This is a genomic window from Allorhizobium ampelinum S4 (assembly GCF_000016285.1).
Lineage (GTDB): Bacteria > Pseudomonadota > Alphaproteobacteria > Rhizobiales > Rhizobiaceae > Allorhizobium > Allorhizobium ampelinum.
On record NC_011989.1, the window covers coordinates 1959474 to 1972740 of the forward strand.

Here is a 13267-nt window from a genome sequence, read left to right on the forward strand (position 1 = left end):
AAGGCTTCCCACTATGGGAAGGTCAAGGCGTGAACTGGAGAAATCTCACCATAGCGAGGGCTGCTGTTTGAGGCGCATCGCCGCAGCTTGACTTAAGTCAAGGTTACAAAGGGCGGGACGTGAAAAACCTCTGATAACGAGAGGTGCCGTTATGACGAGCAATGGGATAGAGACACGACCGGATGTTGAGCGTTTTACCGCCGAGCCGGTGAATTCCGCCAAAATTCGCAGGCCGCTCTATGAAGCCCGCAAGAAGATCTTTCCAAAGCGTGCTTCGGGCCGTTTCCGGCAGTTCAAATGGCTGATCATGGCCATTACGCTTGGGATTTACTATCTCACGCCTTGGCTGCGCTGGGATCGTGGTGCCTATGCCCCGGATCAGGCGGTATTGATCGATCTGGCGCATCGGCGCTTCTACTTCTTTTTCATCGAGATCTGGCCGCAGGAGTTTTTCTTTGTCGCGGGCCTGCTGGTCATGGCGGGGTTTGGCCTGTTCCTGGTCACGTCAGCGGTCGGGCGCGCCTGGTGCGGCTATACCTGTCCGCAGACGGTCTGGGTCGATTTGTTTCTGGTGGTCGAGCGCTTTTTGGAAGGCGACCGAAATGCCCGCATCAAGCTGGACGGCGCGCCTTGGAGCCCGTCCAAGATTTGGAAACGGGGTGCCAAGCATGTCACCTGGATCATCATCGGCGTGCTGACCGGCGGCGCGTGGATCTTCTATTTCGCCGATGCGCCGAGCTTGCTGAAGGAGTTCGTCACCGGTCAGGCCGCCGGCGTTGCCTATGTCACTGTCGCCATCCTCACCGCCACAACCTATGTGTTCGGCGGGCTGATGCGCGAGCAGGTCTGCATCTATATGTGTCCATGGCCACGCATTCAGGGCGCCATGCTGGACGAAAAGTCGCTGGTCGTGACCTATAATGATTGGCGCGGCGAGCCACGGACCCGTCACGCCAAGAAAGTCGCCGCAGCCGGTGAGACTGTCGGGGACTGTGTCGATTGCAATGCCTGCGTGGTGGTCTGTCCGATGGGCATCGACATCCGCGAAGGTCAGCAGCTGGAATGCATCACCTGCGCGCTTTGTATCGATGCCTGCGATGGGGTTATGGATAAGCTTGCCAAGCCGCGTGGGCTGATCGCCTATGCGACATTGGAGGAATATCAATCCAATATGGCGCTGGCGACCGATAACGGCACCCAGTCGATCGATCCCGACCGGGTCCGCAAGGCCGATGGCAGCTTTGTCGATTCCATCAGGCATTTCGACTGGCGGGTGATTTTCCGGCCCCGGACCTTGCTGTATACAGCCGTCTGGTCAGCCGTCGGCGGCGGCCTGTTGTTTGCGCTGATGACCCGCGACAGGCTGGACATCAACGTGCTGCATGACCGCAATCCGCAGTATGTGCTCGAATCGAGTGGCGCGATCCGAAACGGCTATACGGTGCGGCTGCTCAACATGATCCCGCAACCACGCGACCTGACGGTGACGCTGGACGGCCTTCCTGACGCCACCATGAAGGTCAACGGCATGCAGGACCAGCCCGGTCGGTCGATCATCGTCACGGCGGAACCGGATGAGGCGACCACGCTGAAGATCTACGTCACGCTTGCCGGTCGTGACGTGACGGAGGCTTCCGAGCCATTCCGCTTTATCGTCAGTGATCCGAATTCCAGCGAGCAGGCCATCTACAAGGCTACATTTAACGGTCCCGGCAACGGATCTGGAGAGAAAAAATGAGTGCTGACAGCCCCAAAACCTTTACTTTCACAGGCTGGCACATGCTGGCGACAATCTGCTCCTTCTTTGGGGTGATCATCACGGTCAACCTGACCATGGCCTGGTATGCGGGCCATAGCTGGAGTGGCATGGTGGTGCAAAACACCTATGTCGCCAGCCAGCAATTCAACGACACGACAGCGCAAATCCGCAAGCTGCTGGATACGGGCATCCAGGGAACGATGACGATAAAGCAGGGGGCCATTGCCTATGATCTCGCCATTCCCGGCAAGGGTCCTGTGATTGCCGATCAGGTGGTCGCCAATTTCAAGCGCCCGGTCGGTGAGCATCAGGATTTCACCGTCATGCTGAAGCCAGCCGGTCCCGGACACTTCACCGGCGACCATCCTGTTGATGATGGCCATTGGATCGTCGAGACCATTGCAACGCGTGATGGGCAGCTGGTCATGCATGAAGCCAACCGTATGGCTGTCATCGGGGGTGAAAAATGAGCTGCTGCGCGGCGGGCTCGGAAGCGGCCCTCGACCTGGAACGCTCAGGGGCGCTGCTGCCATCCTCGGAGGAAATCCGGCTGGCAAGCCGGGATCTGGGCGAGGGGTTGACCCAGGTGGATTTCAGCGTACCCGGCGTCTATTGCGGCGCCTGCATCACCAAAATCGAGACGGCCTTGAAGCGTCTGCCTGCTGTCGAGCGCGCCCGCGTCAACCTCTCCACTCGGCGCGTCGGCGTGGTCTGGCGGACAAGGGTTGCAGAGGAAGGGCCGTTCATCGACCGGGAAGCAGGCCCATTTACGCACGATAGCGGGTTCGATCCGGCGGAGCTTGCGCGCGCCATTGCGTCTACCGGCTATAGCTGCCACCTGTTCACGCCTCAGGATCTGGCCTCCGATCTGCTCTTGAAACAATTGATCCGGGCCGTCGCCGTTACCGGCTTTGCCGCCACCAATATCATGCTGCTGTCTGTCTCCGTCTGGTCCGGTGCGGATGCATCGACGCGGGATCTGTTCCACTGGATTTCGGCACTGATTGCCGCCCCGGCCCTGATCTATGGTGGGCGGTTCTTCTATCAATCGGCCTGGACGGCACTTCGGCACCGGCGCACCAATATGGATGTGCCGATTGCCATCGGCATCTCGCTTTCTTATTTCTCGTCGCTGTGGGAAACCATTCATCACGGCGAACACGCCTATTTCGATGCGACGGCGTCGCTACTGTTCTTCCTGCTGATCGGCCGGGCGCTGGACCATATGATGCGCGACCGCGCCCGTTCGGCGATCAGCGGTCTGGCGCGGCTCAATCCACGCGGTGCCACTGTTGTCGGCGCAGACGGTAGCCGGGAATACCGGCTGGTGGATGATATCAAGGTGGGTGAACATGTCGCCATTTCCGCGGGCGAGCGTATCGCGCTTGATGGCACCGTCATCGCCGGGACCAGCGATCTCGACGTCTCCATCGTCAATGGTGAAAGTGCGCCGCAAACCGTGGGGCCTGGTGACGCCGTGCAGGCAGGAACACTGAGCCTCACAGGATCGCTGACCGTCAAGGCGACGGCACAGGCACGCGATTCCTTCCTGTCGGAAATCATCCGGCTGATGGAGGCGGCGGAGGGTGGCAAGGCGCATTACCGCCGCATAGCCGACCGCGCCTCGCAGCTCTATGCGCCTGTCGTCCATCTGCTGGCTCTCACCTCTTTCATCGTCTGGGGGCTTTATGACGGCGACTGGAAACATGCCCTGATGGTGGCGATTGCCGTGCTGATCATTACCTGCCCTTGCGCATTGGGTCTGGCCGTGCCGGTCGTGCAGGTGGTAGCAGCCGGAAAGCTGTTCCAGCGCGGCATCATGGTCAAGGACGGCTCGGCCATGGAGCGCCTGGCCAAGGTGGATGCCGTCGCGTTCGACAAGACAGGCACGCTGACGCTTGGCCGCCCCATGCCCGTCGATATCAACAAGGCCAGCCCCGGCATGATCTCCATCGCCGCCGGGCTTGCTGCTCATTCCCGTCATCCGCTGTCACAGTCCCTGTGGCGCAGCGCCTCATCCAATTACGCAGCCGGGGCAATCCGCAATTTCTCCGGTGTGACGGAAATTCCGGGTAGCGGCGTTGAGGCCGACGCGGCGGAAGGGCGCTACCGGCTTGGAAACCGCCGCTTTGCACTCGGCTCAGGCGAGGGTGAGGCCGATGGTCCGGCTCTGTCGGAAGTCATTCTTTCGCTGAATGGTTACAGTCTCGGCTGTTTCCGCTTCGAAGACAGCCTTCGCCCTAGTGCAGCGGAGGTTATTGCCGGGCTACAGGCCGAGGGCATGAGGGTCACGATCCTTTCGGGAGACAGGACGCCGGTGGTGAAAGCGCTCGCTGCACGGCTTGGCGTCGACGCGGCAGAGGCCGAACTCTCGCCATCCGGCAAGGCAAAGTTTTGCGCGTCAGCGGACGAGGCCGGGCAGCATCTGTTGATGGTAGGCGATGGCATTAATGACGCGCCAGCGCTATCGGCTGCCTATGTCTCCATGGCACCAGCCACGGCAGCCGATGTCGGGCGCCAGGCCGCCGACTTTGTCTTCATGCATGAGGGATTGGATGCCGTGCCCTTTGCCATAAACGTCTCCCGCCGGGCAGGGCAGTTGATCCGCGAGAATTTCGTGCTGGCAATCGGCTATAACGTGCTGGCCGTGCCGGTCGCTCTGCTGGGCTATGCCACACCGCTGATTGCCGCCGTCGCCATGTCGACCTCCTCGATCATCGTGGTGGCCAATGCGTTGCGGCTGAACGGGTTGGGCGGATTTACCCGCAAGGCCGACGCTCATGCCCTTCAACCCGCATCGAACCGCAAACCGCTGGGAATAGCCGCATGAACATGCTGATCTATCTCATTCCCATCGCGCTTTTGATGGGTGGCATAGGGCTTGCCGCCTTTCTCTGGTCGCTGAAAAGCGGCCAATACGAGGATATGGATGGCGCGGCGTGGCGGGTGATCACTGATGACGATGACCATCCTTGATCGTTGATTTGCCGATCATTTATGCATCTGCCGTCATGCATCCTTGTCTGTGCCATTTCATGTTGCATCTTGCTCCCCTGCCAAAGGAGTGCCAAAACAGCGCTGTCGTTTTTGGTTGAATGAAATGGAGCATGGTTATGCAGCAGGCGGAAATCGGACTGATCGGCCTTGGCGTTATGGGATCGAACCTGGCGCTCAATATTGCCGAGAAAGGCAACCGCATCGCGGTCTTCAACCGGACACCGGCGCGCACGCATGAATTCATCGGCGAGGCGGGCGACCTTGCCGGCAATATCATCGGCTGCGACACAATCGAGGAGTTTGTGGCCGCCATTCGCCCACCGCGCCCGATCATCATCATGATCAAGGCTGGCGACGCCGTCGATCAGCAGATGGAATTGCTCAAGCCGCATCTTTCGGCCAATGACATCATGATCGATGCGGGCAATGCCAATTTCCGCGACACGATCCGCCGTTTCGACAATCTGAAGGATAGCGGCCTGACCTTTATCGGCATGGGCGTTTCCGGTGGTGAGGAAGGCGCGCGTCACGGCCCTTCGATCATGGTCGGCGGCCTGGAGGAAAGCTGGAAGCGGGTCGAAAAGGTTCTCACCTCGATTTCCGCCAAGTTCAATGGTGACCCCTGTGTGGCCTGGCTCGGCAATGATGGGGCCGGTCATTTTGTCAAGACCATCCATAATGGTATCGAATATGCCGACATGCAGATGATTGCCGAAATCTATGGCATCCTGCGCGATGGGCTTGGGATGTCGGCCAGCGAAATCGGCGATGTATTCGGCCAGTGGAACAAGGGCCGCCTGAATTCCTACCTGATCGAAATCTCTGAAAAGGTGCTGAAGGCCAAGGACCCGATCACAGGCAATCCGATGGTGGATGTCATCGTCGATGCCGCAGGCCAGAAAGGCACCGGCAAATGGTCGGTGATCGAAGCGCAGAATCTCGGCATTGCCGCGACCGGCATCGAGGCCGCTGTGGCGGGACGTGTCCTGTCTTCGCAAAAGCAGGAGCGTGTTGCGGCGGAAGGAATTTTCGGCCTGCCGAAACCCGTCGAAAAGCCGCATGACGGCATGGCTTTCCTAGCCGATCTGGAAAGCGCGCTGCTGGCGGCAAAAATCGCTGCCTATGCCCAGGGGTTTGCGGTGATGGCTGCGGCCTCCAAGGAATTCGGCTGGTCGCTGCCGATGCCGACGATTGCGAAAATCTGGCGGGAAGGCTGCATCATCCGCTCGCAATTCCTCGACGAAATCACCTCGGCCTTTACCAAGGACCCTGACGTGGCAAACCTGATCGTCACACCGGCCTTCTCGAAAATGGTCAAGGATAGCGATGCAGCCCTTCGCCGCGTCGTCTCCTACGCAGCCCTTTCCGGCCTGCCGGTTCCGGCCCTTTCCTCGGCACTGTCCTACTTTGACAGCTACCGTCGCGGTCGCGGCACCGCCAACCTCATCCAGGCGCAGCGCGACTTCTTTGGCGCACACGGTTTTGCGCGGGTGGACGGCAAGGATTATCCGCACGGCCCCTGGGGCAGCGGTGCAGCGATCTACTGATCCCAACGGTTTTGCAATAAAAGCAATGCCTCGCTGCTTCACCGCAGCGGGGCTTTTTTGAGGGCGTTGTTTCGATGAACGATCATCTTGTCATTCTGGGCAGCAAGGGCGGCCCGGCGATCCGCCCCGGCGGCCCCAATCCAACATCGATGCTGCTCACACTCGGCGGACGCCGCATTGTTGTCGATTGCGGCCTTGGCGTAACACGCGGGGTGGTGGAGACGGGCATGTCGTTGAAAGAACTGGATCTTATATTCATTACCCACCTCCATTCCGATCATGTATTGGAGCTTGGTGGGCTTCTCCATACGGCCTGGACGACGGGGCTTGCAACGCCGGTGCTCGTCTATGGGCCTTTGGGCACGCAGCAGCTATGGCAGGGGTTTCTCGCCTCGCTTGACTATGACATCCGCACGCGAATCGAAGATGAGGGCAGGCCGGATCCGGCGGAATTGATTACCATCGTCGAATATGGCGAAGGGCCGATTTTCGACGAAAACGGCTTGACGGTGTCGGCATTGCGCGTTGACCATCCACCCGTGACGGAATGCTTTGCCCTGCGGTTTTCCTACGGCGAAAAGACGGTCGTGCTGTCGTCCGATACTGCCTATTTTCCGCCGCTGGCACAGTTTGCAGCCGGGGCCGACATTCTCGTTCATGAGGCCATGTTGCCGGACGGCGTGGAGAACATCGTTGCCCGAACTGGCAATGGTGCTCGCCTGCGGGAGCATCTCTACGCATCGCACACGCTTGCCGAAGATGCCGGACGGCTGGCGAGTGCTGCGGGCGTGAAAAAGCTCGTGCTCAATCATCTCATTCCTGCCGATGATCCGGCTTTTGGCGAGGCGGATTGGCGCCGTGCGCTTTCTACCGTCTGGCATGGACCATTGGTCATCGCCAGGGACGGGGTTTGTATCCCGTTCTGATCAACGGCCAAGATTCCTGTTGGCGGGTTATTGGTTCAGGACCACACAGGCTGGCTGATGCTTTGCAGCAGATGCGGCTCCACGCCATCGATGCTGGCAATCACCGCCTTGGCGAGTTCGCGTCCGGCCATCAACGCATCCTCATTGGCGGTGATGATTTCAGGACGTATCCACTTGAGGATTGGCACCGATTGCTTGGATACGAGATCAACATCCAGGCCCAGCCTCTTGTTCGCGGCATCAATACCGGCGTTGACGGCGATCGCGGCGCTGCTGGAAGAGCAGATGATTCCGTCTGGGGCCTCTGGTGAGCGCATCAGTGCTTCTATCGCGTTGCGGATCTCCTCGAGCGATCCATCGATATTGACGGAAACCGGCACTTCTTCAGCACCGGCCTCACGGATGCCGGCCACAAAGCCATCATGGGTATGGCGGTAATAGGTCAACTTGTCGGTCGGCGGTAACAAGGCGATCCTCCGCCGATGACGCTCGGCGAGGCGCTTTACCGCCTGGCTGGCAAAGGCCTCATTGTCGAAATCGTGAAACGGATGGATGAGACCGGATGCCGTGCGGCCATGGGCGGCAAACGGCATGCCGCGCTCTGTCAGCAGCTTGATGCGGGCATCGTCGGGTTCGGTGCGTGAAATAATCACCCCATCCGCCGAACCGGTGTCAAGAATATAGCGCACCGGCTGCATCGGGTCTTTGCTATGGGAATGCGGGGTGACGACGATATGGTAAGGCGTGCCTGACAAGACTTCGGAAATGCCGAAAACCATCTGGCTGCTGAAACCCATGATTTCTTCATCGATGCTGAGCACCAGGGCGATGACATTGGTCTTGCCGGTGCGCAGGCGCACTCCCGCACGGTTGGGCTGATAGCCCAATTGCCGCGCCACCATCCGCACCCGCTCCTTGGTATCGGCGCCGATATCCGGCGCATCCTTCAACGCGCGCGATACCGTGGTAATGCCGAGCCCGGTCAGGAAGGCAATGGTCTTGAGGGTAGGGCGTTCGCCCTTCCCCTCATGTACGGCCCCTGCATGTAAGGCCGTTTTCAGGCCTGGTCTTCGCTCATCATTCATGAAATGTCCGCCAGTAAAGTCTATTTCTACACTCCAATACTCAGTTTCGGCAAGGAGGTCTGTGACGGGAACCGTCACCGGACGAAAGGTCGATGCGTTCTAAATTCTGAAACGATACAGTAAAAATGTCGAGCGCTAATTCGGGATATTTTTTCAGATGAATTACAATCATTGCAGGTGCTGAGTCAGCTCAACCTATTTCGCATTTGCGAAGGAAAATCTATTTATTGAGGAAAAACAGCCTAAAATATCAGACTGCATTGCGATAAATCCTGATTTTCGGGATGTTTTTCCGATTTATGGTGGGCGCAATTTCAGGTGCAAAAAAGGTTGAATAAAAAATTTCTAATTCCCGGTTGCGTCCTCAAGAAGATTGACTTAGGTTTTTCCGGCAACGTTTCAGTGAGGGAGGAGACTCAATGATAATTCGGTGCATTGCGGCTGCATTGGCAGCCACTGTGGCCTTGCCGCTCGGCATGGCCAGCGCGACCGATCTGGAAGTGACCCATTGGTGGACTTCGGGGGGAGAGGCGGCTGCGGTCAAGGAGCTGGCAAAAGCTTTTGACGCGACCGGCAACAAATGGGTCGATGGCGCCATTGCCGGTTCTGGTGGCACGGCACGACCGATCATGATCAGCCGTATCACCGGTGGTGACCCAATGGGGGCGACCCAGTTCAACCATGGCCGTCAAGCGCAGGAGCTGGTGGAGGCCGGTTTGATGCGCGATTTGACGGATGTGGCCACCAAGGGTCACTGGAAAGATGTGATCAAACCCGCCAGCCTGCTGGATAGCTGCACATTGGATGGCAAAATATACTGTGCGCCAGTCAATATCCATTCCTCGCAGTGGCTTTGGCTGTCGAATGCGGCCTTTAAGAAAGCTGGCGTTGAGGTTCCTAAGAACTGGACCGAGTTTGTGGCCGCTGGCCCCGCTTTGAAAAAGGCAGGCATTCAGCCATTGGCGCTTGGCGGGCAGGCATGGCAGGCCAACCTTGTTTTTGATGACCTGTTGATTGCTCACGGTGGCAAGGACTTGTACCTGAAAGCCTACAAGGACAAGGACGCCAAAGTTGTGGCTGGGCCGGAGATGGCAAAAATCTTCCAGGCAGCAGAAGAAGCGAGAAAGCTTTCTCTGGGCACCAATGTTCAGGACTGGAATCAGGCCACCAATATGGTCATTACCGGAAAAGCCGGTGGTCAGCTTATGGGTGACTGGGCGCAAGGCGAATTCCAGCTTGCCGGGCAGGTGGCGGGTAAAGACTATTCCTGCCTGCCGGGTCTTGGCATGAATGAATATCTCACGGCAAATGGTGATGCATTCTACTTCCCCAAGCTGAAGGATGCTGCAAAATCCAAGGCGCAGGATGTGCTTGCCGAGACGATAGTTGATCCGAAAACGCAAGTTGCCTTTAATTTGAAGAAGGGTTCATTGCCTATTCGCGGCGATGTGGATTTGGCTGCTGCCAATGACTGCATGAAGAAAGGTCTGGCCATTTTGGCAAAGGGCAATGTGCTGCCGAGCACGGACCAATTGCTCTCTGCTGATACGCAAAAGCAAAAAGAAGACCTGTTTTCACAGTTCTTTGCCAACCCCGCCATGACACCCGAAGCCGCGCAGAAACGTTACGCTGAAATTATCTCCAGCGCAGACTGACACTGCCATTTTTAAAAGCCAGTCTCTCCATCTGTCGTCACCCTCGGGCTTCTCCCGAGGGTCTGTCGCCACAAAACTATGTCATTGACGTTGTTTCTGAAATTGGACGGCAGCAGATGCCCGGCACAAGGCCGAGCATGACGTCGGAGAGCTTTGAGGCGGAGGTGTGATCAAAGCGGGTTTACCGCCCGCTTTGATGTACCGACGCACATATTCAGTTTTATTTTTGACGCTGTGAGAAGAGGAGGTTGCTCTGATGATGGCCAAGGGCCAAACCACGCGACCCACACGGTGGCTGCGCAATCTGAATGCAAAAATTGCATCGATCCCGATGATCCTGATCGCGACAGTGATCTTCTTCGGTGGCAGTCTATGGACGGTCGTTTATTCTTTTACCAATTCCAAGCTTTTGCCGAGGCTGAATTTTGTTGGCCTTGATCAGTATGACCGCCTGTGGAGTTCGGCGCGCTGGATTATTTCCATTCAAAATCTGGCAATCTACGGTGTGCTGTCGCTTCTCTTCAGTCTTGTCATCGGCTTTGTGCTGGCGGCGCTGATGGATCAGAAAATCCGCTTTGAAAACGTGTTTCGCACGATATTTCTCTATCCCTTTGCCCTGTCCTTCATTGTGACGGGTCTGGTGTGGCAGTGGATTCTCAATCCTGAATTCGGCATTCAATCGGTTATCCGCTCGCTGGGGTTCACCAATTTTAATTTCGATCCGCTCTATAACCAGTCCATCGTGATCTACGGCATTCTGATTGCCGGGTTGTGGCAGGGCACGGGTCTGGTGATGTGCCTGATGCTGGCGGGCCTGCGCGGCATTGATGAGGATATCTGGAAGGCATCGCGCGTTGATGGCATTCCGACCTGGAAAACCTATCTGCTGATCATCATTCCCATGATGCGCCCGGTGTTCATCACCACGGTGGTTATCATCACCAGCGGCATTGTTAAGGTCTATGATCTGGTGGTGGCACAAACCAGCGGCGGACCCGGCATTGCCTCGGAAGTGCCTGCCAAATATGTTTATGACTATATGTTTCAGGCGCAAAATCTGGGGCAGGGCTTTGCTGCCTCCACCATGATGCTGCTCACTGTCGCCATTATTGTCATCCCATGGGCCTATCTGGAATTTGGAGGGCGCAAGCGTGGCTGATCGTTCCATTATCAAACCTTCGGATTTCAAAAACACCGAAAAGCGCCTGAGAGATGGGCCTCAGGGTGCCAAGCCAAAACGTACGCTTTCACCGCGCAACATCATACTCTATGGCATTCTGTTTGTGGCGGCTACCTACTATCTCTTGCCGCTTTACGTGATGGTGGTGACCTCGCTGAAGGGTATGCCGGAAATCCGCATGGGCAATATCTTTTCGCCGCCTGTGGAAATCACCTTTGAACCATGGGTGAAAGCGTGGAGCCAAGCCTGCACGGGTCTGAATTGCGATGGCCTGTCGCGTGGGTTCTGGAATTCGGTGCGTATTACCGTTCCCTCAATGCTGATCTCGATCCTGATTGCTTCTGTCAGCGGCTATTCGCTCGCCAACTGGCGGTTCAAAGGGGCCAATCTGTTTTTCGCGGTGCTGGTTGTGGGGGCCTTCATTCCCTATCAGGTGATGATCTATCCGATTGTCATTATCTTACGTGAAGCGGGCATCTATGGCTCGCTGTCTGGGCTGGTGATTGTGCACACCATCTTCGGAATGCCGATCCTGACGCTGCTGTTTCGCAATTACTTCTCCTCGCTGCCCGAGGAATTGTTCAAGGCTGCCCGGGTGGATGGGGCAGGGTTCTGGCAAATCTATTTCCGCATCATGCTGCCCATGTCGCTGCCGATCTTCGTTGTGGCGATGATCCTTCAGGTCACGGGCATCTGGAATGATTTTCTGTTCGGCGTGGTGTTCACCCGGCCTGAATATTACCCGATGACGGTGCAGCTCAACAATATCGTCAATTCGGTTCAGGGCGTGAAGGAATACAACGTCAACATGGCCGCAACGATTTTAACGGGCGCCGTTCCCCTGATTATCTATTTCGTCTCTGGGCGCCTGTTTGTGCGCGGTATCGCCGCTGGCGCTGTGAAGGGGTAAATCATGAATACCAGTGTTTCTATCCGTGACCTTTCTTTGAATTTTGGTGCCGTGACGGTGCTGAAAGACCTCAATCTCGATATTGCCGATGGCGAGTTTCTGGTGCTGCTGGGATCGTCCGGCTGCGGCAAGTCCACGCTGCTCAACTGCATAGCCGGGCTTCTCGATGTCTCCGAAGGGCAGATTTTCATCAAGGACAAGAACGTCACCTGGGAAGAGCCCAAGGATCGCGGCATCGGCATGGTGTTCCAGTCCTACGCGCTTTATCCGCAGATGACCGTGGAGAAAAACCTGTCCTTTGGCTTGCAGGTGGCGAAAATGCCCAAGACCGAAATCGACAAACGGGTGGCGCGCGCCGCCGAGATCCTGCAAATCGGGCCGCTGTTGAAGCGCAAGCCAGCCGAGCTTTCCGGTGGCCAGCGCCAGCGCGTGGCCATTGGCCGGGCGCTGGTGCGCGATGTCGATGTCTTCCTGTTTGACGAACCGCTGTCCAATCTTGATGCCAAGCTGCGGGCCGAACTCCGCGTTGAGATCAAGCGGCTGCATCAATCGCTGAAAAACACGATGATCTACGTCACCCATGACCAGATCGAGGCGCTGACGCTGGCTGACCGGATCGCCATCATGAAAAGCGGTGTCATCCAACAGCTGGACGATCCGATGACCATCTATAACCGGCCGAAAAACCTGTTCGTGGCTGGCTTCATCGGCTCGCCGTCGATGAATTTCTTCAAGGGCGAATTGCGCGAAAAGAATGGCGCGGTGGTGTTTTCCTCCGGCGGAGTCGATTTCGGCCTGACCGGCTATCAGGCCGATAGCACGCTCCTGCCCGGACGCAAGGTCGTGCTGGGCGCGCGTCCCGAACACATCGCCGTGGACGGCGATATCGGTCCGGGCGAGGAGGCGCATCCAGCTCTCGTTGACATTGAGGAGCCAATGGGCGCCGATAACCTCCTCTGGCTGAAGCTGGCGGGACAGGTGCTGTCAGTGCGCATTGCTGGCACTAGGCGCTACCGGCCCGGCAGCGAGGTTAAACTCGCCTTCGACATGTCCGTCGCATCGATTTTCGACGCCGAGACGGAAATGCGTCTTTGATACCAAGCCTCGAAGATGCTCACGCATCCTCGTCTTGAAGGCATTGCAAATATCTCAAATGCCTGAACGGCTTGAGATATTTTCAAACGGAATACCAACCGCCATTTTCAATG

Annotated in this window: 11 protein-coding genes; 10 read left to right on the forward strand and 1 reads right to left on the reverse strand. The window is 57.3% G+C overall.

The features are described from left to right. The first annotated feature begins 151 nt into the window (after positions 1-151). From ccoG to AVI_RS09385, 6 genes are all read left to right on the forward strand, one after another. On the forward strand, positions 152-1738 hold the full coding sequence (gene ccoG, locus AVI_RS09360) for a cytochrome c oxidase accessory protein CcoG (RefSeq protein WP_015916122.1): 1587 nt from the start codon (positions 152-154) through the stop codon (positions 1736-1738). Beyond that, positions 1735-2229 (forward strand): FixH family protein, encoded by a 495-nt coding sequence (locus AVI_RS09365; protein WP_015916123.1) that lies wholly within the window; start codon positions 1735-1737, stop codon positions 2227-2229. Before ccoG ends, AVI_RS09365 begins: the two co-directional genes overlap by 4 nt. Continuing rightward, positions 2226-4589, forward strand: coding sequence for a heavy metal translocating P-type ATPase (locus AVI_RS09370; protein WP_015916124.1), 2364 nt, complete (start codon positions 2226-2228; stop codon positions 4587-4589). Before AVI_RS09365 ends, AVI_RS09370 begins: the two co-directional genes overlap by 4 nt. Continuing rightward, positions 4586-4735, forward strand: coding sequence for a cbb3-type cytochrome oxidase assembly protein CcoS (gene ccoS / locus AVI_RS09375; protein ID WP_015916125.1), 150 nt, complete (start codon positions 4586-4588; stop codon positions 4733-4735). Before AVI_RS09370 ends, ccoS begins: the two co-directional genes overlap by 4 nt. Positions 4736-4872: 137 nt before the next feature. Beyond that, on the forward strand, positions 4873-6303 hold the full coding sequence (gene gndA / locus AVI_RS09380; RefSeq protein WP_041698004.1) for an NADP-dependent phosphogluconate dehydrogenase: 1431 nt from the start codon (positions 4873-4875) through the stop codon (positions 6301-6303). Between the two features lie 74 nt (positions 6304-6377). Then, positions 6378-7229: an MBL fold metallo-hydrolase gene (locus AVI_RS09385; protein WP_015916127.1), complete on the forward strand. Its 852-nt coding sequence runs from the start codon at positions 6378-6380 to the stop codon at positions 7227-7229. Positions 7230-7264: 35 nt separating this feature from the next. Here the strand turns inward: AVI_RS09385 and AVI_RS09390 are convergent, their stop codons facing one another. After that, positions 7265-8314 (reverse strand): LacI family transcriptional regulator, encoded by a 1050-nt coding sequence (locus AVI_RS09390; protein WP_015916128.1) that lies wholly within the window; start codon positions 8312-8314, stop codon positions 7265-7267. 419 nt (positions 8315-8733) lie between these two features. On the opposite strand from AVI_RS09390, the gene AVI_RS09395 reads away from it, so the two are divergent. The 4 genes from AVI_RS09395 (at position 8734) to AVI_RS09410 (ending at position 13154) form a co-directional block, all read left to right on the forward strand. Beyond that, positions 8734-9969 carry an ABC transporter substrate-binding protein gene (locus AVI_RS09395; protein WP_015916129.1) on the forward strand — a complete coding sequence of 412 codons (1236 nt, stop codon included), beginning with the start codon at positions 8734-8736 and terminating at the stop codon, positions 9967-9969. Positions 9970-10225: 256 nt separating this feature from the next. Further along, complete coding sequence (locus AVI_RS09400; RefSeq protein WP_015916130.1) at positions 10226-11128, forward strand: carbohydrate ABC transporter permease; 903 nt, start codon at positions 10226-10228, stop codon at positions 11126-11128. A gap of 7 nt (positions 11129-11135) precedes the next feature. Beyond that, entirely contained in the window at positions 11136-12059 is a 924-nt protein-coding gene (locus tag AVI_RS09405; protein WP_085946626.1) for a carbohydrate ABC transporter permease, read from the forward strand. A 3-nt stretch (positions 12060-12062) separates the two neighbouring features. Further along, positions 12063-13154, forward strand: a complete 1092-nt coding sequence (locus AVI_RS09410; protein ID WP_015916132.1) for an ABC transporter ATP-binding protein — start codon at positions 12063-12065, stop codon at positions 13152-13154. Positions 13155-13267 lie beyond the last annotated feature (113 nt).

Excerpts from the sequence above, each read along its gene's own strand:
- ccoS (WP_015916125.1), top strand. The coding sequence starts at position 4,586 with ATGAACATGCTGATCTATCTCATTCCCATCGCGCTTTTGATGGGTGGC.
- AVI_RS09410 (WP_015916132.1), top strand. The coding sequence starts at position 12,063 with ATGAATACCAGTGTTTCTATCCGTGACCTTTCTTTGAATTTTGGTGCC.
- AVI_RS09400 (WP_015916130.1), top strand. The coding sequence starts at position 10,226 with ATGATGGCCAAGGGCCAAACCACGCGACCCACACGGTGGCTGCGCAAT.
- AVI_RS09390 (WP_015916128.1), bottom strand. The coding sequence starts at position 8,314 with ATGAATGATGAGCGAAGACCAGGCCTGAAAACGGCCTTACATGCAGGG.
- ccoG (WP_015916122.1), top strand. The coding sequence starts at position 152 with ATGACGAGCAATGGGATAGAGACACGACCGGATGTTGAGCGTTTTACC.
- AVI_RS09370 (WP_015916124.1), top strand. The coding sequence starts at position 2,226 with ATGAGCTGCTGCGCGGCGGGCTCGGAAGCGGCCCTCGACCTGGAACGC.
- AVI_RS09365 (WP_015916123.1), top strand. The coding sequence starts at position 1,735 with ATGAGTGCTGACAGCCCCAAAACCTTTACTTTCACAGGCTGGCACATG.
- gndA (WP_041698004.1), top strand. The coding sequence starts at position 4,873 with ATGCAGCAGGCGGAAATCGGACTGATCGGCCTTGGCGTTATGGGATCG.
- AVI_RS09385 (WP_015916127.1), top strand. The coding sequence starts at position 6,378 with ATGAACGATCATCTTGTCATTCTGGGCAGCAAGGGCGGCCCGGCGATC.
- AVI_RS09395 (WP_015916129.1), top strand. The coding sequence starts at position 8,734 with ATGATAATTCGGTGCATTGCGGCTGCATTGGCAGCCACTGTGGCCTTG.